This is a genomic window from Pseudonocardia sp. ICBG1142 (assembly GCF_020496255.1).
Classification (GTDB): Bacteria; Actinomycetota; Actinomycetes; order Mycobacteriales; family Pseudonocardiaceae; genus Pseudonocardia.
Genome location: NZ_JAHLJC010000030.1, coordinates 1,986,590 through 2,006,933 on the forward strand (window position 1 = coordinate 1,986,590; position 20,344 = coordinate 2,006,933).

The 20,344-nt window shown below is 75.3% G+C and carries 20 protein-coding genes; 9 read left to right on the plus strand and 11 right to left on the minus strand.

Annotated features, from left to right (window positions below; translation table 11 throughout):
- Positions 1–3 precede the first annotated feature (3 nt).
- A complete protein-coding gene (amiA, locus tag KPL59_RS35990) occupies positions 4–123 on the minus strand; it encodes a streptamidine family RiPP (protein ID WP_020625778.1) in 120 nt (39 codons plus the stop codon).
- A 158-nt stretch (positions 124–281) separates the two neighbouring features.
- Between amiA and KPL59_RS23675 the strand changes: the two genes are divergently transcribed.
- The gene (locus tag KPL59_RS23675; protein ID WP_226361995.1) at positions 282–1,523 is read left to right on the plus strand and encodes an MFS transporter; all 1,242 of its coding nucleotides are present in this window, start codon (positions 282–284) and stop codon (positions 1,521–1,523) included.
- Between the two features lie 187 nt (positions 1,524–1,710).
- Here KPL59_RS23675 and KPL59_RS23680 read toward each other — a convergent pair whose 3' ends face one another.
- The 6 genes from KPL59_RS23680 to KPL59_RS23705 form a co-directional block, all read right to left on the minus strand.
- Positions 1,711–2,502: an ABC transporter ATP-binding protein gene (locus tag KPL59_RS23680; RefSeq protein ID WP_226361996.1), complete on the minus strand. Its 792-nt coding sequence runs from the start codon at positions 2,500–2,502 to the stop codon at positions 1,711–1,713.
- A 2-nt stretch (positions 2,503–2,504) separates the two neighbouring features.
- Positions 2,505–3,638, minus strand: coding sequence for an iron ABC transporter permease (locus KPL59_RS23685; protein ID WP_226361997.1), 1,134 nt, complete (start codon positions 3,636–3,638; stop codon positions 2,505–2,507).
- Positions 3,581–4,594: an iron chelate uptake ABC transporter family permease subunit gene (locus KPL59_RS23690; RefSeq protein WP_226361998.1), complete on the minus strand. Its 1,014-nt coding sequence runs from the start codon at positions 4,592–4,594 to the stop codon at positions 3,581–3,583. The genes KPL59_RS23685 and KPL59_RS23690 overlap by 58 nt, the downstream gene beginning before the upstream one ends.
- Positions 4,591–5,685, minus strand: a complete 1,095-nt coding sequence (locus KPL59_RS23695; RefSeq protein WP_226361999.1) for an ABC transporter substrate-binding protein — start codon at positions 5,683–5,685, stop codon at positions 4,591–4,593. The genes KPL59_RS23690 and KPL59_RS23695 overlap by 4 nt, the downstream gene beginning before the upstream one ends.
- Positions 5,682–6,470, minus strand: a complete 789-nt coding sequence (locus KPL59_RS23700) for a sugar phosphate isomerase/epimerase (RefSeq protein ID WP_226362000.1) — start codon at positions 6,468–6,470, stop codon at positions 5,682–5,684. Before KPL59_RS23700 ends, KPL59_RS23695 begins: the two co-directional genes overlap by 4 nt.
- Positions 6,471–6,538: 68 nt before the next feature.
- Positions 6,539–8,839 carry a pyruvate dehydrogenase gene (locus tag KPL59_RS23705; protein WP_226362001.1) on the minus strand — a complete coding sequence of 767 codons (2,301 nt, stop codon included), beginning with the start codon at positions 8,837–8,839 and terminating at the stop codon, positions 6,539–6,541.
- A 173-nt stretch (positions 8,840–9,012) separates the two neighbouring features.
- Between KPL59_RS23705 and KPL59_RS23710 the strand changes: the two genes are divergently transcribed.
- The 5 genes from KPL59_RS23710 (at position 9,013) to KPL59_RS23730 (ending at position 15,776) form a co-directional block, all read left to right on the plus strand.
- Positions 9,013–9,555, plus strand: a complete 543-nt coding sequence (locus KPL59_RS23710) for an Lrp/AsnC family transcriptional regulator (protein WP_226362002.1) — start codon at positions 9,013–9,015, stop codon at positions 9,553–9,555.
- Positions 9,552–10,373 (plus strand): DNA/RNA non-specific endonuclease, encoded by an 822-nt coding sequence (locus tag KPL59_RS23715; protein WP_226362003.1) that lies wholly within the window; start codon positions 9,552–9,554, stop codon positions 10,371–10,373. Before KPL59_RS23710 ends, KPL59_RS23715 begins: the two co-directional genes overlap by 4 nt.
- A 10-nt stretch (positions 10,374–10,383) precedes the next feature.
- Positions 10,384–11,742, plus strand: a complete 1,359-nt coding sequence (locus KPL59_RS23720) for a serine hydrolase (RefSeq protein ID WP_226362004.1) — start codon at positions 10,384–10,386, stop codon at positions 11,740–11,742.
- Positions 11,743–11,900: 158 nt separating this feature from the next.
- A complete protein-coding gene (locus tag KPL59_RS23725) occupies positions 11,901–13,691 on the plus strand; it encodes a BCCT family transporter (protein ID WP_226362005.1) in 1,791 nt (596 codons plus the stop codon).
- 288 nt (positions 13,692–13,979) lie between these two features.
- Positions 13,980–15,776: a hypothetical protein gene (locus tag KPL59_RS23730; protein WP_226362006.1), complete on the plus strand. Its 1,797-nt coding sequence runs from the start codon at positions 13,980–13,982 to the stop codon at positions 15,774–15,776.
- A 6-nt stretch (positions 15,777–15,782) separates the two neighbouring features.
- Here KPL59_RS23730 and KPL59_RS23735 read toward each other — a convergent pair whose 3' ends face one another.
- The 3 genes from KPL59_RS23735 to KPL59_RS23745 all read right to left on the minus strand — a co-directional run bounded on the left by KPL59_RS23735 (position 15,783) and on the right by KPL59_RS23745 (position 17,759).
- Positions 15,783–16,748, minus strand: coding sequence for an NADPH:quinone oxidoreductase family protein (locus KPL59_RS23735; protein WP_075333579.1), 966 nt, complete (start codon positions 16,746–16,748; stop codon positions 15,783–15,785).
- A gap of 85 nt (positions 16,749–16,833) precedes the next feature.
- A complete protein-coding gene (locus KPL59_RS23740; protein ID WP_075307153.1) occupies positions 16,834–17,142 on the minus strand; it encodes a hypothetical protein in 309 nt (102 codons plus the stop codon).
- Between the two features lie 191 nt (positions 17,143–17,333).
- Positions 17,334–17,759, minus strand: coding sequence for a hypothetical protein (locus KPL59_RS23745; protein ID WP_149665814.1), 426 nt, complete (start codon positions 17,757–17,759; stop codon positions 17,334–17,336).
- Positions 17,760–18,044: 285 nt separating this feature from the next.
- On the opposite strand from KPL59_RS23745, the gene KPL59_RS23750 reads away from it, so the two are divergent.
- Positions 18,045–18,611, plus strand: coding sequence for a hypothetical protein (locus tag KPL59_RS23750; protein ID WP_226362007.1), 567 nt, complete (start codon positions 18,045–18,047; stop codon positions 18,609–18,611).
- A 40-nt stretch (positions 18,612–18,651) separates the two neighbouring features.
- Here the strand turns inward: KPL59_RS23750 and KPL59_RS23755 are convergent, their stop codons facing one another.
- On the minus strand, positions 18,652–19,149 hold the full coding sequence (locus KPL59_RS23755) for an ester cyclase (RefSeq protein WP_226352377.1): 498 nt from the start codon (positions 19,147–19,149) through the stop codon (positions 18,652–18,654).
- Between the two features lie 118 nt (positions 19,150–19,267).
- Here KPL59_RS23755 and KPL59_RS23760 point away from each other — a divergent pair, with 118 nt between their 5' ends.
- Together KPL59_RS23760 and KPL59_RS23765 are read left to right on the plus strand one after the other, a co-directional pair.
- A complete protein-coding gene (locus KPL59_RS23760) occupies positions 19,268–19,891 on the plus strand; it encodes a TetR/AcrR family transcriptional regulator (RefSeq protein ID WP_226352378.1) in 624 nt (207 codons plus the stop codon).
- A gap of 76 nt (positions 19,892–19,967) precedes the next feature.
- On the plus strand, positions 19,968–20,324 hold the full coding sequence (locus KPL59_RS23765) for a hypothetical protein (RefSeq protein WP_226362008.1): 357 nt from the start codon (positions 19,968–19,970) through the stop codon (positions 20,322–20,324).
- Positions 20,325–20,344: the final 20 nt, after the last annotated feature.

Consider the following 20,344-nt stretch of genomic DNA (forward strand, 5'->3'; position numbering starts at 1 on the left):
GTGTCACTCCTGCTCGGCAGCCTGCTCGGTCGCGAACGGGTTCTCGACGAGGGCGTTGGAGTGGCTCGCGGAGTTGTGCGGCAGGGCGCGCTCGGCCTCGAGCTCGGTGAAGATGTCCTTCATCGTTTTCTCCTCCAGTGGGTGACATCGTCCGGTTCCGGACCGTCACATCCTGGTCACAATCGACATCGATTTTCAACAGTGGCACATCTCTCGTCGCTACTATTGGAGATGACTCTCGTTTCACACTATGGTTCGCGCAATCCCGACGGAAGGACCTCGTGAGCGAGACGGCCCCGACCGCCCCCGCGCAGGAAAGCACCGATCTCCGCCGCTACCTCACCGCCCGCGTCGTCGCGGTCGGCGGGTCGCTGGTCGCGGCGGTCGCGCTGCCCGTGCTCGTCTACCGGCTGACCGGCTCACCCGCGTGGACCGCGGCGATCGCGACCGCGGAGGCGCTGCCGTACCTGCTGTTCGGGCTGTTCGCGGGCGCACTGGCCGACCGGGTCGACCGCAGGCGGCTGATGGTCGGCGTCGACCTGGCGTGCGGGCTGGTGCTGGCGGGGATCCCGCTCGCGTGGTGGGCGGGGGTGCTCACCCCGTGGCAGGTGCTCGGCACGGCGGTCGCGGTGCAGACCGGCTTCGTCTTCTTCGACGCCGCGAACTTCGGCGCCCTGCCCACGCTGGTCGGCCCGGACCGGATCACCGCGGCGTTCTCCACGCTCTACGGCGCGACGACCGTCGTCGAGCTGCTCGTGCCGCCGCTGGCCGGGCTCGCCGTCGCGACACTGGCCCCGGCCGGGCTGCTGTCGGTCACCGCGCTCACCGCGGTCGCCTCCGCGCTGCTGATCCGCTCGATCGCCGGGAGCCTGTCCCCCGGGCCCGGCACCCGCGCACCGACCCGGATCCTCGCCGACGTCCGCGAGGGCCTGGGCCTGTTGTGGGGCAACCCGGTCGTGCGCACGCTGACCCTCGTCGGCACCACCCAGGCCGTCGCGGGCGGCGCCTGGCTCGCGATGACCGTCCCGTGGGCGGACCGGGTGCTCGGCATCCGCGCCGACGGCGACGCCCGGCTCGGCCTGCTGTTCGCCTGCTGGGGCGTCGGCGGGCTGGCCGCTGCCCGGCTGGTCCCACGGCTGTCGGAGCGCTGGGGCGGGGCCCGGCTGGCGCTGGCCGGGCTGCCGGTGTCGCTGGCCTGCGCGGTCGCCGTGGTCTCGGCGACGCACTGGGCCCCCGCGCTGCTCGCCGCCACCGCGTTCGGGGCGGCCTACTCGACGGTCGTGCTCAACGCCGTCACCTACCGGCTGCAGGTCACCCCCGAGCACGCCCGCGCCCGGGTCTCGACGACGGCGCGGATGCTGTCCTGGGGCCTCGGCACCCCCGCCGGCGCGGCGCTGGCCGGTGTGGTGGCGACGACGCCGTCCGGCCCGCGCAGTGGGCTGGCGGCCGGGGCCGCGGTGCTGGCCGCCGGGGTCGCGCTGGCCTGGCTCACGCCGCCGCTGCGCCGGGCCGCCCGCGGCTGACCGGACGACCCCGTCCGGGACACCCCGCCCCGGTGCCGGCAGCACCGATCCCGACGCGCGCCCGACCCTCGAGATGCACGTTTCCGCCCTCGCAGGGGCGGAAACGTGCACGTCGCTGCACCGGCGATCCGCCCGGGAGCGGCGACCCGGTCGTCGGCGCGCCGCGCCCGGCGGGGTGGGTGGGCCGTCAGGCGCTGACGGGCCGGGCCGGGGTGGAGTCCAGGTAGCTGCAGGTCAGCCGCCCCTCGTGGGTCGAGACGACCCCGCGCACCCCGAACACCTCGGCCAGCAGCGGCTCGTCGACGACGTCGCCGGGCGGCCCGTCGGCGTGCACCCGCCCGTCGCGCAGCGCGACGATCCGGTCCGCGCACCGCGCGGCCTGGGCCAGGTCGTGCAGCACCGCGACGACGGTCAGCCCGCGCTGCACCTGCAGCTCCCGGACGAGGTCGAGCACCTCCAGCTGGTGACGCACGTCGAGGTAGGTGGTGGGCTCGTCGAGCAGCAGCACCGGGGCGTCCTGGGCCAGGGCGAGCGCGATCCGCACCCGTTGGCGCTCCCCGCCCGACAGCAGCTCGACCGGGGTGTCGGCCCACGCCCGGGTGCCGGTGGCCGCCAGCGCGTCGGAGACCGCGGCGTCGGCGCCGCCGCCGAGCATGCCCAGCGGCCCGCGGACCGCGTAGCGGCCCTGGGCGACGAGTGCCCGCACCGTGACCCCGCCCAGCGGCGGCAGTGCCTGCGGGAGCACCGCGACCCGCTTCGCGACCTCACGGCGCGGGGTCCCGGCCAGCGGCCGGTCGACCAGGTGCACGGAGCCCGCATCGGGCCGGTGCAGCCCGGCGAGCACCCGCAGCAGCGTCGTCTTGCCGCAGCCGTTGCGTCCCACCAGCGACAGCCACTGTCCGCGGTCCACCGCCAGGTCGACGACGTCGAGCACGGTGCGCCCGTCGAAGCGCACCGTCACCCCCTCGGCCCTGAGCACCGTCACAGCGCACCTCCCACCGTCGTGCGGGACCGTCGGCGGACGATCCCGATGAGCACCACCGCGCCGGCGACCGCCGCCACCGCTCCCGCGGGGACCCCGATCGGCCGGTCACCGACCGGGGCGAGCGCGGTCAGCAGCTGGGCGACGACGTCGGCCGCGGCGACCGTCCCGGCCCCGGCCAGCGCCGCCGCGGGCACCAGCAGCCGCGGATCGGCCGCGCCCCGCGACCCGAGCACCGCGCGGGCCAGGTGCGGGGCGAGCAGTCCCACGAACGCGAGCGCCCCGACCGCCGCGACCGCCCCGCCGGTGGCGAGCACGGCCAGCAGCACCGCGGCCGAGCGCCACCCGGACACCGCGAGGCCGACGCCGCGGGCGTGGTCGTCGTCGACGCCGAGCACGGCGAGCACCGGGCCGAGCAGCACCGCGAGGACCACCGCGGTGAGCGCCACCGGCCACAGCGCGTCCCAGTGCTCCCAGCCGCGGCCGTTGAGCGAGCCGACCAGCCACCGCACCATCGACCCGGCCAGCTGCGGGCGGGCGGTGAGCAGCAGCAACGTCGTCCCGCCGAGCACCGCCGACACCAGTACCCCGACGACGGCGAGCCGCAGCGGGTCCGCGGTGCCCGGCCCGGCCGCCCGGCCGGCGAGCAGCCACAGCACACCGCCGCCGAGGGTCCCGCCGAGCAGCGCCACGACGAGCACACCCAGCGGAGTGCCGACCGGGCCGCCGAGCACCGTCCCCAGCACCGCACCGAGCACCGCGCCGGACCCCACCCCGGTCACCTCCGGCGAGGCGAGCGGGTTGCGCAGCACCGCCTGCAGGACCGTCCCGGCGACGCCGAGGCAGGCACCGGCCGCGAGCCCGACCAGCACCCGCGGCATCCGCAGGCCCACGACGAGGTCGGTGGCCAGCGGGTCCGCGGTCCCGGCGAGCGCCGCTAGTGCGGTGCCGGGACCGACCGCGGTGCCGACCAGCAGCCCCGCCAGGGCCGCGGCCGCGGCGGCCGTCCCGAGGAGTGCGAACCGGGACGCGACCGTCGCGACCCGGCCGACCGTCCCCCGCCCGGCCGGCCGGTTCACCGGGCCACCACCGCGCCGGGACGGGCCGTGCGGACGGCGCGCGGACGTCGCCACGCCAGCAGCAGCCCGCCCGCGACGACCGCGACCCCGGCGGTGAACCCGCCCACCGGCAGCTCGACCGGGTACAGCACGGTGCGGGCCAGCAGGTCCGCGACGACGACCACCGCCGCGCCCGCCCCGGCGCAGCCCACCGCCCGCGGCAGCGGTCGGGCCGCCGGGTGCAGTGCCCGCACCAGCTGCGGGGCGAGGAAGCCGACCCAGGCGACCGGCCCGGCCGGGCCGACGACGGCGGCGACGAGCAGGCAGGCCACCCCCAGCACCGCGGCCCGGGCCGCACCGGTGCGCAGTCCGAGTGCCGCGGCGGCGTCGTCGCCGAGCCGCAGCGGCCCCAGCAGCGGCAGCACCGCGACGGCCGCGACGAACGCGACCGCCAGCGCGGGCAGCACCGGGGTCACGGTGGCCCAGGTGGTGCCGGTGAGCGAGCCGAGCAGGTAGCGCACGAGCACGCCCTGCTCGGTGGACCCGGTCATCGCGACCGCGGCGAGCAGCAGCGCCTGCAGCGCCGCGCCCACCCCGGCGCCGATGAGCAGCACCGCGGCCGGGCCGACGGCGCCGCGGATCGCGAGCAGGGTGAGCCCGCCCCCGACGACGGCCCCGACGACCGCGGGCAGCAGCGGCGCGAAGGGCACCGCGACCCCGGTGACGAGCGTGATCGCCACCGCCGCGGCCGCCCCGGAGGAGACCCCGAGCAGCTCGGGGACGGCGAGCGGGTTGCGCAGGCCGTCCTGCAGGAGCAGCCCGGCCAGCCCGAGCGCCGCGCCGGTGAGCACGCCGAGCACGAGCCGCGGCACCCGCAGCTCGGTCACCACGACGTGCTCGACCCCGCTCGCCGCCCCCAGCACGGCCGGAAGCCGGTGCGGTGCGACGGCCGGGGTGCCGGTCCCGAGGACCAGCGCGGCGAGCAGCACCGCCCCGAGCGCGGCGGCGAGCAGGACCAGTAGCCGTCTCACCGCCCGGGGACCACGGCCAGCGACTGTTCGACCATCGCACCGAGGCTGCGGGTGCCGCGCCCGCTGCCCCACAGCCGCGGGTCCATCTCGTGCACCTGGCCCGCCTGCACGGCCGGGACCTGCTGCCAGACCGGGTTGTCGGCGAGCTGGTCGGTGAGGGTGCGGTCTTCGGAGGAGAACAGCAGCGAGAAGGCGAACACGACGTCCGGGGCCTGGGCGAGGATCTCCTCGACGCTGTAGGTGCTGGCGGTCTCGACGTCGGCGCCACGCGGGACGAACGGGTAGTCGTAGAGCGGCGCGAGCAGGTTCCCGTTGACGGTGTCGGTGGTGTCGACGCCGATCGTGTCGGCGCTGCCATACATCAGCAGCACCTTCCGGTCGGCCTTGCCGGTGGCGCGGGCCTGCTCGACGCCGTCGGCCAGGGTGGTGCGGAAGCGCTGCTCCCCGGCGGTGGCCTCGGCGGTGCGGCCGGTCAGCGACCCCAGGTTCCGCAGGTAGCCGACCGACTCCTCCCAGGTGGTGGGCTGCACCAGCCAGAGCGGGGCGAACCGCTCGATCGCCGCGCGCAGCGGCTCGTGCACACCGCCGAGCCCGATCACGAGGTCGGGACGCAGCGCGGCGATGGACTCGACGTCCTCGCTGCCGAAGCTACCCTTCACCGTCGGGACCTGCGCGGCGCGGTCACCGAGCAGCACGGGGTTCTTCAGAAGGGCCGGGGTGGAGGTGCCGGCCGGGGTGAGGCCCAGCTCGACGACCATGTCGTCGCACAGGCCGGTCAGGCAGACGATGCGCTTCGGCGGGGCCGGCACCGTGACGGTGGTGCCACGCGGGTCGGTCACCGACAGCGCGGGCTCCAGCGGAGCGACGTCGCGGCTGACGGCGGGCCGGTCGGCGGGAGCCTGCGGGGCGGGTGCGGCCCCACCGCAGCCGGCGAGCAGCAGCGCGACCACCGCGACCGGCAGCACCGCGGCGACGCGGGAGACCCGGGCCGCGGTGGACCGGGCGGATCGGCGCGAGGCGGCGGCTCGGGCCGCGGCGGGCCGGTCGCCCGCACCGGCGGGCACGGGACGGGGGTCCGGGCGGCGGCTCATCGCGCACCGGCCAGGTCGCGTCCGGCCCGCAGGTCGCGCAGCGCGGCGGCGTCGCGGAGCAGGGAGGCGGCGGTGTCGCCGGGGACGAACTCCAGCAGCACCTCGGTGTCGGTGCCGTCCTCGCGGGACTGCGCGGAGAGCTCGGCGAGCACCGGGGCCCACAGGTCGGCGCGGTCGGCGAGCGGCAGCCGCTCGGTGTAGCCGTCGGCCCCCCAGGAGAACGCGTGCACGGTCCGCGGGCGCAGCGCGCGGACCTCGGCCAGGCAGGTGTCGGTGTCGGGCAGCTCGCGCGGCTGCCAGTGGGTCACCAGGGCGGGGTGGTCGACCTCGGCACGCAGCGCCAGCGCGGTGTCGAGCCCGTCGGTGAGGGACTCGACGTGGTGCTCCACCAGCAGCCCCATCCCCTGCTCGGCGACGGCGTCGGCGCAGCGCCGCAGCGCGTCCACCGTGGCGGCGCGCTCGGCGGGCGACACGTCGGCCGAGGCCGCGGTCCCGGCCCAGACCCGTACCCGCGGGGCGCCGAGCTCGGCCGCCGTCGCGACGACGTCGGCGAACGCGTCGGGATCCGACGCCCCGGCCTTGTGGTAGCTGCCGTAGGTCCCGATCCGCAGCCCGGCGCCCGCGCACGCACCGCGGGCCGCCGACGCCGCGGCCCGGTCACCGGGACGGACGTGCCGGTCCCCGGCCCACTCCACGACCTCGGACCCGGCGTCGACCGCCAGGCGCACGACGTCCGGTACGGATCTCTCACGGAAGGTGACCGACGCCAACCCCAGAAGCAGCATGGTCGGTAACCGTAGTCATTGTCGTTTGCGCGATCCAGCGACGTACGTCACCCGGTGTCCGATTCCTCCTAGAGCAGGTCCAGCCCGGCCGCCACCACCGTGTCCGCGTCGAGCCCGTGGTGGGCGTAGACCGACGCCAGATCGCCGGACTGCCCGAAGCGGTGCACGCCCAGGTGCGTCGCCGGGACCCGGTTGACCCCGGCGAGGAACGCGAGGGTGTGCGGGTGCCCGTCGAGCAGGGTGACCAGCGGCGCGGCCCGGCGCACGGGGAACGCCGACTCCAGGATCCACGGCTCGGCCTGCGGTCGGGCGGGGCGCCCGGAGCGGGCCTGCAGCGCGTCGAACAGCAGACCCGGGCTGGTCACCACGACGACGTCGACGTCGTGGCCGAGCTCGGCGAGCCGGTCGGCGGCGGCGAGCGCCTCGGTCGTCGGCGCCCCGGCCACCGCGATGGTCAGCGCGGGTGTGCCCGCGGCGCGGCGCAGCGGGTAGGCCCCGGCGACCACCTGGCGGCGGCGCCGCTCGCGCGCGGCCGGGTCGGCCGGGACCGCCGCGAGGCTCTGGTCCACCGGCCGCGTCGACAGGCGCAGGTAGGCGCTGGTGCCGTCCGGGCGACCGAGCCGGGCCAACGACGCCAGCAGCGTCCACTCGGTGTCGATCGCGAACGCCGGCTCGTAGGTCACGCAGCCGGGCTGCTCCAGCCCGACCGACGGCGTCGTCACCGACTGGTGGGCGCCGCCCTCGGGGGCCAGCGACACCCCGGACGGGGTGCCGACCAGGATCGACTGCCCGCCGGCGTAGATCCCGAACGACCACGGCTCCAACGCGCGCTCGACGAACGGGTCGTAGAGCACCCCGATCGGCAGCACCGGACGGCCCCAGCGCGACCAGGTGGCGCCCAGCTCCCCCAGCGCCCCGACCAGGTTCCCCTCGGCGATCCCCAGCTCCAGGTGCTGACCGGTGGGCCGCTCGCGCCAGTGCAGGATCGTCTCGGGGTCGTCGTCGAACCAGTCCTTGCGCTCCGCGGTGGACCAGACGCCGACCTTGTTCACCCAGCCGCCCAGGTTCGTCGACGACGACACGTCCGGGCACAGCGTCACGACCCGCTTCGCCGCGTCGGGGGACTCGCGGGTGAGGTCGAGCAGGGCCCGGCCGAGCGCGGCCTGGGTGGTGGCGCGCCCGGTCGGGGTGCGCCCGATGTCGGTCGGCAGCGGCGGGACCGGCTGCTCGTCGACCGGGTCGCGGCGCAGCCGCGCCGCCGCGCGCGCCACGGCCTCGCCCGCCGGGGACTCCGGGTCGAAGCGCCGCCAGGGGTCCTCGGGGTCGACGCCGACCGCGTCGGCCAGCTCGCGGACCTGGTCGGCGCCCAGGATCGAGCCGTGGTTCTGCGGGTGGCCCGCGGTCGCGAGGCCGTGCCCCTTCACGGTGTAGGCGAGGATCACCGTGGGCCGGGTGTCGTCGATCGCGGCGAACGCGTCGCGCAGCGCGGCGGTGTCGTGCCCGCCGAGGTTGCGCACCGCGGCGAGCAGGGTGTCGTCGTCGAGGTCGGCGACGAGCGAGGCCAGGTCCGCGTGTCCGTCGGGGAGCCGGGTGCGGACCTCGTCGGCGTCGCAGCGCAGCAGGCGCTGGTACTCCGCGTTCTGCATGGTGTCGATCCGGGCGCGCAGCGCGTCGCCGCCGGGCCGGTCGAACAGCTCGTGCAGCAGCCTGCCGTACTTGACGGTGAGGACCTGCCAGCCGGCCGCGGAGAACATGCCCTCGATCCGCGGCGCGCCGATCGCGGGGACGACCCGGTCCAGGGACTGGCGGTTGAGGTCGACGATCCACACCACCTCGCCGAGCTCGCCGACCATCGGGTCGAGAATGGCCTCCCAGACCGCGCCCTCGTCGAGCTCGGCGTCGCCGACCAGGGAGTACTGCCTGCCGTGGCCGGCACCCCCGAAGTGGGTGTCGACGTAGCGACGGGCCAGCGCACCCCAGACCGGGGCGGTCGCGCCGATCCCCACCGAGCCGGTCGAGTAGTCGACCGGGTCGGGGTCCTTGGACCGCGACGGGTAGGACTGCAGCCCGCCGAACGCGCGCAGCGTGCCCAGGTAGCGCTCGTCGAGCTCGCCGAGCAGGTAGTTGATCGCGTGCAGCACCGGGGACGCGTGCGGCTTGACCGAGACCCGGTCCCCGGCCCGCAGGTGCTCGAACCACAGCGAGGTCATGATCGTCGTCATCGACGCCGACGACGCCTGGTGCCCGCCCACCTTCAGCCCGCTCGGGTCACCGCGACGGTTGGCCGCGTCGACGATCGCGGTCGCCAGCCACAACACCCGCTTCTCGATCTCGACGAGCGTGTCCGTCGCCACCGCCTGAGTGCCCATCGCACACCACTCCAGCCTCGTCGCCCCATGCAGCCTGCTCCGTCAGCCCACCATCAGCTCGGACGAGTGCACAACCGGGTCGGTGCACACTGAGCAGACTGCACGGTCCGGGCGGGGCTGGATCGGTGCGGGCACGGCATACTGCGCACCCACGGACACGACGGAGGCACCACGTGACGGGAACGACCGGCGACGGCCGCGCCGCGCTCGACGGCCACGACGCCCGGCTGCTGCTGGCCCTGGCGCAGGACCCGCGCGCGACGGTGCTCGCCCTCGCCGAGCAGGTCGGCCTGTCCCGCAACACGGTGCAGGCCCGGCTGGCGAAGCTGGACCGGCTCGGTGCGCTGGACACCTTCGAGCGGCGCGTCGATCCGGCGGCACTGGGCTACCCGCTGACCGCCTTCGTGACGGTGCGGGTGGTGCAGCGCGAGCTCGCCGCCGTCGCCGACGCGCTGGACCGGGTACCGGAGGTGCTGGAGGTGCACGGCATCTCCGGCCCCGAGGACCTGATGGTGCACCTGGTCGCCCGCGACGCCGACGACCTCTACCGGATCGCCGGGCACCTGCTCGCGATCGACGGGGTGGAACGGACCTCGACGTCGCTGGTCATGCGCTCGCTGGTCGGGTTCCGCACCGCGCCGCTGCTGCGCCGCCTCGCCGACGGCGGCGCAGCCGCACCCGTCGTTCACCCCGCACCGCTACCGTCACGACGATGAGCGCCCCCGCCTCCCCCGGCTTCGACCAGGACTTCCTCGGCGTCGCGACGCCGATGCCGACGCTCCCCGGGATCGACACGGTCCTGCTCCCCTACACCCACTTCTCGACGCTGCACCGGCCCGACCGGCGGCTGGCCGCGGCCACCGCCGTCGCGATCGACGGGGCGACCCTGCGGCAGCTGGAGCGCTCCGACGACTGGCGCCTCGACGACCGGCTGCCCGCCGAGCAGCAGGCCGGCCCCGAGCTCTACGCCGACAACGACCTCGACCGCGGCCACCTGGTGCGCCGCCAGGACCCGGTCTGGGGCAAGCCGACCGAGGCCGCGACCGCCGAGTCCGACACGTTCCACTACACCAACGCCGCCCCGCAGGCCGCCGCCTTCAACCAGGACAAGCAGACCTGGGGCGGCCTGGAGGACTACCTGCTCGACAACGCGGGCGACAACGACCGCCGGCTGGTGGTGTTCACCGGCCCGGTGCTCGCCGACGACGACCCGGAGTACCGCGGTGTGCTGGTCCCGCGGCTGTTCTGGAAGATCGGCGCCTTCGTCACCGGCGGCGCACTGGGCACCACCGCCTACCTGCTCGACCAGACGCCCGAGCTCGGCGACCTCGCCGAGCCGCCGGCCGGGGACCCGCCGCCGCTGGGCCCCTACCGCACCTTCCAGGTGCCGGTGGCCCGGATCGGCGAGCTCACCGGGCTCGACCTGGGCCCGCTGACCGCCGCGGACCGGATGCCGGTACCCGAGCCGGTGCCCGCCGCGCTGTCGGAGCGGGCGGTCCGGCTGCGGTCGTTCGCCGACATCCGGGGGATCTAGGCTCGCCCGCGTGACCGAGCTGCTCCCCAGCACCCAGCGCACCCTGCTCGCCCGCGTCGCCCGCGCCCAGCGCGACGGCCGCGTCCCCTCGCTCGTCGCCGGGGTGGTCCGCGACGGCGCCCTGGTCTGGCACGCCGGCCGCGGCGCCCTGCCCGACGGTGCCGACGGCCCGGCCGCCGCGGACGACGTCCAGTACCGGATCGGCTCCATCTCCAAGACCGTCTGCGCGGTCACCGTCCTGCGGCTGCGCGACGAGGGCCTGCTCGACCTCGACGACCCGCTGGACCGGCACGTGCCCGGCACCCCGCTCGGCGACCGCACCCTGGGCCAGCTGCTGTCCCACCTCGCCGGCGCCGGCTCGGAGAGCCCCGGCCAGTGGTGGGAGCGCACCCCCGGCGGCACCCTGGACGAGCTGGGTCTCGGCGACGCCGACCGGGTGCTGCCCGCGGCGCGCCGCTTCCACTACTCCAACCTCGGGTTCGGGCTGCTCGGCGAGGTCGTCGCCCGCCTGCGCGGCCGCGCCTGGACCGACGTCGCCCGCGACGAGGTCCTGCTCCCGCTCGGCATGACCCGCACCTCGCCCCGTCCGCAGCAGCCCGCCGCCGCGGGCCGAGCGGTGCACCCGTGGGCCGACCTCGTCCTGGCCGAGCCCGAGCACGACGCCGGGGTGATGGCCGCCGCCGGGCAGCTGTGGTGCACCGCGGCGGACCTGGCCCGGCTCGGTGCGCTGCTGCTCGGCGACACCGGCGGGGTGCTCTCGCCGGCGACGGTCGAGGAGATGACGCTGCCCGCCGGCGTCGACCCGTCGTCGTCGATCTGGGCGGGCTACGGACTGGGCGTGCAGGTCCAGCGGCACGAACGGCCCGGAGGCGGCACGACGACGCTGGTCGGGCACGGCGGCGCCATGCCCGGCTTCCTCGCCGGGCTCTGGGTGGACCGCGAGGAGGGCACCGGCGCGCTGGCGATGGGCAACACCACCTCCGGGATGGACGGCGGGCTGCCCGCCGGGCTGCTGAACGACCTGCGCGTCGCCGAGCCCCGCGTCGTCGAGCCGTGGACCCCGCAGCCCTGCCCGGTCGATCCGGAGCTGCTCGGCCCGTGGTTCTGGGGGCCGTCGCCGTACGTGCTGCGCTCGGTCGGCGGCGGCCTGCTGCACCTGGGCGGGCTCGGAAGGCCCGGGCGCGCGTCGCGGTTCCGTCCGGGCCCGGACGGCACCTGGGTCGGCCTGGACGGCTACTTCGCCGGGGAGACCCTGCGGATCGCCCGCGACCACCTGTGGCTGGCGACCTTCGTCTTCACCCGCACCCCCTACGACCCGGCCGCGCCGGTCCCGGGCGGCGTCTCGGACGAGGGCTGGACCACGGGCTGACGTCGCCGACGTCACCGGCCGACATCACGGTTCGGCTCGCACTGCGACACGGGGAGGGCCGAGTACCTACACTTTCGGCACACAAAACGACTTGTGCACCATTTCTGCACGAACGAGAGCGGAGGGGGGATGCGCCCGGCACGCGGGCGTGACCACGTATGACACAGGCCCAATCACCACCGGACGACCGTCCGGGCACGACCGGGGACAGCCGTCCCCGCACCGACTGGATCGTGTTCGGCGTCGGAGCCGCGCTCGCGCTGCTGTTCGTGCTGTGGGGGCTGCTCAGCGCCGACACCCTCGGTGCCACCGCCGAGACGATGCTCGGCGGGCTGATGCGTGGCGGTGGCTGGGGCTTCATCCTCGCCGCGACCGCCTTCGTCGCCTTCGCACTCTTCCTGGCCTTCAGCCGGTTCGGACGCATCAAACTCGGCGCCGACGACGAGGAACCCGAGTTCCGCACGGTCTCCTGGATCGCGATGATGTTCTCCGCCGGCATGGGCATCGGACTGATGTTCTTCGGCGTGAACGAGCCGCTGACCTTCTTCCGGTCACCGCCCCCCGGCTCCGCCGAGCCCGGCACCGTCGACGCGCTGCAGACCTCGATGGCGACCTCGCTGTTCCACTGGACGCTGCACCCGTGGGCGATCTACGCCGTCGTCGGCCTCGCCATCGCCTACTCCACGTTCCGCAAGGGCCGCCGGCAGCTCATCAGCCAGGCGTTCGTCCCGCTGATCGGCCGCAAGGCCGCCGAGGGCTCCATCGGCCGGGCCATCGACATCCTCGCGATCTTCGCGACGCTGTTCGGCTCCGCCGCCTCGCTCGGCCTGGGCGCCTTCCAGATCGGCGGCGGCATGCAGACCGTCGGCTGGGTCGACGGCCCGGTGAGCCCCTGGCTGCTCGCCGCGATCATCGTCGTCCTGACCGCCGCGTTCATCCTCTCCGCCGTCTCCGGCGTCGAGAAGGGCATCCAGTGGCTGTCCAACACCAACATGGTGCTGGCGGCGGTGCTCGCGTTCTTCGTGTTCGTCGTCGGCCCGACGGTGATCATCCTCGACCTGATCCCGACCTCGATCGGCGCCTACTTCTCCCAGTTCTTCGAGATGGTCGGGCGCACCGAGGCCGTCGGCGGCGAGCCGATGCTCGAATGGCTCTCCGGCTGGACGATCTTCTACTGGGCGTGGTGGATCTCCTGGACGCCGTTCGTCGGCATGTTCCTGGCCCGGATCTCGCGCGGGCGCACCATCCGCGAGTTCGTCGGCGGCGTCATCCTCGCACCCAGCCTGGTCTCGCTGGTCTGGTTCTGCATCTTCGGCGGCACCGCCATCACCCAGGCCCAGCAGGGCACACAGTTCTCCGACGACTCCAACGTCCAGCTGTTCCAGATGCTGGCCGCCTACCCGTGGGCGACCTTCACCGGCCTGCTCGTCATGGTCCTGGTCGCGATCTTCTTCGTCTCCGGCGCCGACGCCGCGTCGATCGTCATGGGCACCCTGTCCCAGCGCGGCACCATCGAGCCCAGCAAGTGGGTCGTGGTCTTCTGGGGTTCGGTCATGGGCGCGGTCGCCGTGCTGATGCTGGTCACCGGCGGGGAGAACGCCCTGGACGGCATCCAGAACCTCACCATCCTGGTCGCGGCACCGTTCGTGGTGATCATGGTGCTGCTGTGCTTCGCGCTGTTCAAGGACCTGCGTCGCGACAAGGTCGTGCTGCGGGACGAGAAGGGCGCACAGGTGCTGGAGCAGGCGGTCGACTGGGCCACCGTTAACCACGGCGAGCACTTCTACGTCAAGGTCGGCGCGTTCGACCCGGACGACGAGAACGCCCCCGGCGGCGGCAGCGGCAACGGTGCCGCCGCGACCGGGACCGACGGACCGGACGGACCGACCGGCGACGGGTCGACGCGGGCGACCGCCGAACGGCGCGACAGCCCGGTCGGCGGCGACTGAGCGCCTCTCGTCGCACACGACGGCGGCCGGACCCCCTCCCCGGGGTGTCCGGCCGTCGTCGTCCGTGGCAGGGTCGAGGGCTCACGGTCGCGGGGGGCGGCCGGACGATCGGACGACCCGTGACCGACCGCCCACCGATGGTGAGCGGTCGGGAAGTGACCCGGGCCGACCGCGCTCGTTGGACCTCCTGCGACCACCCGGTGCACGGCCCCCGCGCGCACCGACGATCATCGGAAAGTGCTGCGCCGCAGCCGGAGCGGATGGGAGGGACCTGACACAGTGGGCCGGATGCGTCTCGTCTTCACCCCGGGGGACGACCAGGGGTACGCCGAGGCCCGCAGCCGCCTGCTGGAGCAGTTCTCCCTCTGGGCCCGCCGCCGTCGCGTCGAGGTCGACACCACGCTCGTCGCCGCCGTGCTGGACTACAAGTACGCCCGCGACCGCAGGCTGGGCCGCTGGACCCGCTCGCACATCGCCGACGCGCTGGGCATGTGGTTCCCGCGCAAGGTGACCGTGCTCGAGCCCGACGACGTCGCCCCCGCCTTCCACGCGCTCATCGACTTCCTCGACGAGCACGACTGGTTCGACCCGCAGTCGCACCCGGCGGACGCGCTGCACCGTCAGGTCCTCGACTCCACCCCCGCACTGCACGACGGTCTCGCCGACGAGCGCAACTACGACCTGGGCAAGTTCTGGGGCGTGCAGCTGCACCGCCACGGTGTCGACCCGGCCGACCCGGCTGCCGTCCAGCGGTTCCTCGACCGCGCCGGCGCCGGGGAGACCGACGTCGACCGGCACGCGCTCGCCGAGATCATGCGGCGGGAGGCGCAGCGGCCCACCCGCACCGAGTGGAACCCCGAGCTGCCGCCGGTGCCGATGCCCGGCGCCGCGGCGCTCGTCGAGGCCGCGGAGCGCTCCGAGGCACTCGAGCTGCTCCGCAAGCTGACCCTGTGGGTGCGGGCCGGGCGCCGGCTCGCCTCCGACGGCCGCCTCGACCGCACCGACGCGCTCGACCTCGCCGCGCACCTGCAGCTCGACCACATCTACCGCGAGACCGCCCGCACCAGCGACGACCTGCCCGAGGTGTCGCTGCTGCTGCGCTGGGCCCGCTCGGCGCGCCTGGTCCGCGTGGTGCGCGGGCGGCTGCTCCCGGTCAAGAGCGCGGGCCCGCTGCTGAACCGGCCGATCGAGCTGTGGCGCAGGGTGTTCGAGTCCGTCGGGCGCCTCGGCGACAGCCTGGGCGGGACCGACGTGTTCGGCGCGCCGTCGCTGTTCGGGATGTCGATGTCGCAGGCGTTCCCGATGCTGTGGGTCGGCCTGTACGCCACCGGCGGCGGGCCGGCCCCGCTCGAGCACTTCCACCGCCAGGTCCGCGACGCCGTCAACGACGAGGCGGGCTGCGTGGTCGACGACCTCGCCGGAGACGTCGAGCAGCGGCTGTGGCGCCGCGACGTCACCGCCCTGCTGGACGCCTGCGAGCTGCTCGGCGCGATCGAGCTGACCGAGACCCTCGACGCCGACGAGCTCGACGAGCTGTCCCGGGTCGCGCACCGCGACGACCCGGACCCCACGGTGGTCGCGCTCACCCCGATGGGGCTGTGGGCGGTGCACGAGTACCTGACCGAGCAGGGCATGCACCTGCCCGCGCCGGGCGAGCTGGCCGACGAGGACGTCGAGTACGTGTGCGTGCGGATGAGCGGGGTGCGGACCGACGTCGCCGAGGCCGAGCTGGCCGCGTGGGCGCTGGCCCGCCACCCCGGCGACGCCGTACGCGAGCTGGACCGCTTCCTGCGCCGCTGCGAGGTGCCGGCCCACCGGGCCCTGGCGCTGCACGCGCTGTCCGTGACCGGCCCGGCCGGGCGGGCGGTGGCCGCCCGCCACCGGCTGCACGTCGCCGAGTCCGTGGCGGTGCCGGCGCCGCACCGCCACGTCGGCCCCACCCCGGCGCCGCGCAGGGCGGCCGCCGAGACGACAGCGCCGCGCACGACGGCCGCCGGCACCACAGCGCCGCGCACCGCGGCCGCCGAGACCACGGCGCCGTTGCCGCGCGCCGCGGTCCGGCACAACCTGGAGCCGGCCGGCTGACCCGGCTCAGGTCAGCAGCACGACCTTGCCGGTGACGGTGCGGTCGTCGATCCGGGACAGGGCGGTCGCGGCGTCGTCGAGGCCGAAGCGCTCGCTGATCAGCGGGGTGAGCGCGCCGGAGCGCAGGTGCGGGAGCAGGGCGTCCCACTCGGCGCGGATGAAGTCCGGGCGGCCCAGCGCGTAGGCGCCCCAGCCGACGCCGCGGACGTCGACGTTGTTCAGCAGCAGCCGGTTCACCTTCACCGTCGGGATGTCACCCGCGGTGAACCCGACGACCATGAGGCGGCCGAGCGGGCCGAGGCAGCGGACCGAGTCGGTGAAGCGGTCGCCACCGACCGGGTCGACGACCATGTCGACGCCCGCGCCGCCGGTCAGCTCCTTGACCGCATCCTTGAACCCGTCGACGCCGACGGTGTGCGCCGCGCCCGCGCGCCGCGCGACCTCGGCCTTGGCCTCGGTGGACGTGACACCGATGACGGTGGCCCCCATCGCGGCGGCCAGCTGGACGACCGCGGTCCCGACGCCGCCCGCGGCGCCCTGGACGAGCACCGTCTCCCCCGCCCGCAGGCCACCGCGGGTGTCGAGGGTGAAGTGCGCGGTCAGGTAGTTCATCGGCAGGCAGGCGCCCGCGGCGAACTCCACCTCGTCGGGCAGCGGGAAGACGTGCTGCTCGGGAGCGGAGACGGTCTCGGCGAACACCCCGGACATCGTGAACGCGACGACCCGGTCCCCGGCGGCGAACCGGCTGTCCGGGCCCGCCTCGCGCACCGTGCCGGCGCACTCGGAGCCCAGGGTGAACGGCGGCTCCGGCTTGTACTGGTACATCCCCTTGGTCAGCAGGACGTCCGGGAAGTTCACCCCGGCCGCGGCGACGTCGATCAGGACCTCGCCGTCACCGCGGACCGGCGGCTCGACCTCGGCGACGCGGACCGCGGACGGCCCGTCCAGCTCGCTGACCTGCACTGCACGCACGTGTGCTCTCCCTCGTGGTCCGACGGCGGTGTCCGCCGGTCATCGAACCACGGGTGCGGGTGATCCACACGGGCCGCGGGTACGGCTACACGGGCTGGGCGTCGCCGTAGCGCGGGGTGCGCGGCTCGGTGAGCGCGTCGCAGAGCTCGGAGAGCCGGTTGTCGATGCGGTCCTGCACCCGCTCGAGTGCGTCGAGCTCCAGCATGAGGTCCAGGGCGTCGCCGGTGGTGCCCCCGGCCAGGGCGCGCTCCAGCTCGGCGCGACGCTCGGCGGCGCGCCGACGGCAGGCGTCGGCGGTGGCCTTGTGGGCGCGCAGCCGGGCGCGGGCGGGGTCGGCGAGGTCGCGGCCGCCGTTGACGGTGGCGACGCGTTCCTCCAGCAGGTGCGGGTTCACGGGGCCCTCCGATGCGTGGTGGTGGGACGTCGGCTCGGCGGTGACGTGACCGCTGCCACACCCCACGCTAGACGATCAGCGTGTGCTGCGCATCACATCGGTGTGACATCCGCCGCGAACCGGCCGCGGACGCACGACGACCCCCGGCGCCATCGGCACCGGGGGTCGTCGTGGATCGGGTCGGGTCCGACTCAGTCGCCGCGGCGCGGCTGCGGGATGAGCTGCGCCGGGTCGCGACGGCGCTGGGCGACGGCGTCGGTGGTCAGGTGGTAGTGCCCGCGGCGGGACCGCCGGCACAGGTAGGCCCGCTGCGGGCGCCCACCGAGGGCCTCCAGCTCGCGGGCGGCACACTCGGCCGCGTCCCGGTCCGGGTAGATGACCTTGCCGTCGCTGCCGGTCGCTGAGGCGCCGAACCGCTCGCGGTCCTCGATCTCGCGCCGCCCGGGCAGGCAGACCTCCGGCCGGCCGGACCGCATGAGCCGCGCGTAGCGGGCCAGCACGCGGCCCCGCTCGCCGTCGACCACGCCTCGTCCGGACGGCAGGTTCTCCACCGACCGCCGTGCCGCGGGGATCATCCCCGGGTGCACCGCCGGAACCCTGTCGAACTGCCCGTCCATGTCGCCTCCACGTCGCCGTCACTTGTGGATCGCTCGACTCATCCTGCCTCGTTACCGCCTGCGGCGGACTCGCTCGATCGTGTCATCTGTCACGCAGACATCGGCAGATTCGCTCACGTTGCGTGGCATCGCCTGCTGATCGGCGTGTCGGGGACGCCGCTCGTCGCCGCGTCGGTCGTGCCGTCACACCTGTGGGTACGGCCGTGTGCACCAGCCTGTACGCCCGTGCGGACCGTCCTATCCTGATCCCCCGGGACCGCGCGTGCCCCGGGTCGGGGGACGAAGATGGCGATCCAGCCCGAGACGGGTGTCGGGAACGGGGCGTCCGGCGGCCCGCGGTGGGACGAGGTGTTCACCTCGTCCGACCTGGCCGAGGGCGTGTTCGACGTGCGCTGGGACCTGCGTCCGCGGCTGCGTCGCTGGCTGGCCGAGCAGGATCTGGCCACCGCGTCGGGCCGGGAGACGCACCGCCCCGCGATCGACGCGTGGGCCCTGCTCGACGGCGGCGTGATCGCGGTGTCCGCGGTGAGCCTGCCCGGCGTCCCGCCCGGCGCGGTCCCGCTGCCCGGACAGGAGTCCGCCGCCGGCACCACTCCCCCGCGGAACTCGGCGCTGCTGTCCCCGGGCATGCGGCTGATCGGGCACCGCACGCTGCGGCTGGTCGTCGCCCGCCTCGGGCTGCCCGGCGGGGACGAGCCGTTGCCCGGGGAGCACCGCGACGTGCCCGGCCTGGTCGAGGACCTGTTCGACGCCCGTCGCCGCGACGCCGAGAGCATCGAGCAGGCCGAGCTGCTCGCGACCTGCACCGACCGGACGTCGCTGCGCTGGGTGGTCGCCGCGCTGCGGCCGTGAGACCACCGGCCGTCGGCCGCCCCGCCGTCGGACGGGCGGGTCAGCGGCGCCCCGAGCCACTGCGCAGGACCCCGGTCTGGCGCAGCAGCCCCATCAGGTCGTAGCTGGCGTGCAGTCGGTCGGCGCGGCCGTCCCGGAAGTCGAAGACCTCCAGGCCCACGAAGTCGAACGGGAGGCCGGTCCCGGGGATCCCGGGCGGTGTGAGTGTGCCGGTGAAGTGCCCGGTCCCGCGCCAGGTGAAGGCGGCGCGCGGGACGTCGGGCGCGAGCAGCGGCGGCCCGGTGCGTTCCCAGGTCAGGTCCGGGTAGGCGGTGAGCACGTAACGCATGTAGTCGGCGGCGGCGTCAGGTCCCCGTACGTCCCAGCCGGAGTTGCGCGTCGTCGGCGTCTCGAGCCGGAAGTCGTCGGTCACCAGCGGGCGGACCCGCTCCGGATCGTGGCTGTTCCACGCGTCGATCCAGCTCCCGTACCAGCCCAACGCCTCGGTCGGGTCCAGCGGTGCGGCGTCCCGGGCGGCCGGGGGCGAGGGGATCGTCATGGCTCCTCCAGAAACTAATGGTCGTTAGTTTTTAAGCTAGCATAGAATACTGGGGCAGCACTCCGGCAGCGCCGCGTTCCGGGGCGCTCCGACGTCGTCGTGGCGGTGGGAGATGAGAATGGCGACCGTGCCCGCCGCGCCCGACCGTCCGTCCAAGGGGGACCGGACCCGACGCCGGTTGCTCGACGCGGCCGCCTCCCTGCTGGCCCGCGACGGGCGGGTCGGGGTCAGCCTCAGCGGGATCGCCGAGGCCGCGGGACTGCGGACAGGGAGCGTCTACTTCCACTTCGGCTCGAAGGACGAGCTGATCGCGACGGTGCTCGAGGAGGGCCTGCGCGAGTCGCTGCGCCACCTCGACGACGCCCTGGCCCCGCTCGTGGCCGCCGATGCCGGGGCCCGCCTGTGGGCCGCCGTCCGTGCGCACCTCGACGCCCTGGTGGAGCTGAGCGACTACGCCGCGGTCGTGCTCACCATGCCCGAGCCGGGCCGGGACGCGTCGCTCGCGACCTACCGCGTGCTCCTGCAGCGCTACCGGAGCCGGTGGACCGAGCTGGTCGACGACGCGCAACGCGCGGGGGCGATTGCCGCCGGGCCCGCTCCCCAACTCGTCCGCGATCTGCTGTTCGGGGCGATGAACGCGGTCGCCGACCCCCACGGGCGGCCCGGCCGGACCCCGGCCGACTGCGCCGCCGCCGTGCGGGACCTGCTGGCAGGCCCTCTCGGTGCACCGCCGGGAGGATGACCGCGCCGTCGGACCGTTCCCGACCCCGCCACGGACCGACACCGCCGGGCCGGGCGGGCCGTGGCACCCTCCTGTCGTGACGACCTGGACCAGCGACGAGTGCGCCGCCCACTGGGGCGTGCAGGTGGGCACCTGGAACTCCTACGTCTCCCGCGGCCAGGCACCGCCCCCGCTGCCCGACCCCGGCCCGGACGGCCGGAAGGTCTGGGACGCCGACGCCCTGCGCGCGTTCTCCCGGCCCGGGGTGGGCCGACGCCGGGAGTCCGCCGAGTCCGCGGCCGTGCTCGAACAGCTGCGGGCCGCCGCGGACGCCCCGCGCGAGCGTCGCCGTGAGCTGCTGCGGGCCGGGCGCGAGGCCGGCTGCGAGGTCAGCGCGATGGCGGCGGCGCTCGGTGTGTCCCGGCACACCGCCTACGCCTGGTTGAAGGACTGACCTCCGGCGGCGAGACTGCG

Bases quoted from the DNA above. Each gene is read 5' to 3' on its own strand.
- amiA (WP_020625778.1), bottom strand. From the start codon at position 123: ATGAAGGACATCTTCACCGAGCTCGAGGCCGAGCGCGCCCTGCCGCAC.
- KPL59_RS23695 (WP_226361999.1), bottom strand. From the start codon at position 5,685: ATGAGCCGCCGCCCGGACCCCCGTCCCGTGCCCGCCGGTGCGGGCGAC.
- KPL59_RS23700 (WP_226362000.1), bottom strand. From the start codon at position 6,470: ATGCTGCTTCTGGGGTTGGCGTCGGTCACCTTCCGTGAGAGATCCGTA.
- KPL59_RS23705 (WP_226362001.1), bottom strand. From the start codon at position 8,839: ATGGGCACTCAGGCGGTGGCGACGGACACGCTCGTCGAGATCGAGAAG.
- KPL59_RS23715 (WP_226362003.1), top strand. From the start codon at position 9,552: ATGAGCGCCCCCGCCTCCCCCGGCTTCGACCAGGACTTCCTCGGCGTC.
- KPL59_RS23725 (WP_226362005.1), top strand. From the start codon at position 11,901: ATGACACAGGCCCAATCACCACCGGACGACCGTCCGGGCACGACCGGG.
- KPL59_RS23730 (WP_226362006.1), top strand. From the start codon at position 13,980: ATGCGTCTCGTCTTCACCCCGGGGGACGACCAGGGGTACGCCGAGGCC.
- KPL59_RS23745 (WP_149665814.1), bottom strand. From the start codon at position 17,759: ATGGACGGGCAGTTCGACAGGGTTCCGGCGGTGCACCCGGGGATGATC.
- KPL59_RS23750 (WP_226362007.1), top strand. From the start codon at position 18,045: ATGGCGATCCAGCCCGAGACGGGTGTCGGGAACGGGGCGTCCGGCGGC.
- KPL59_RS23755 (WP_226352377.1), bottom strand. From the start codon at position 19,149: ATGACGATCCCCTCGCCCCCGGCCGCCCGGGACGCCGCACCGCTGGAC.
- KPL59_RS23760 (WP_226352378.1), top strand. From the start codon at position 19,268: ATGGCGACCGTGCCCGCCGCGCCCGACCGTCCGTCCAAGGGGGACCGG.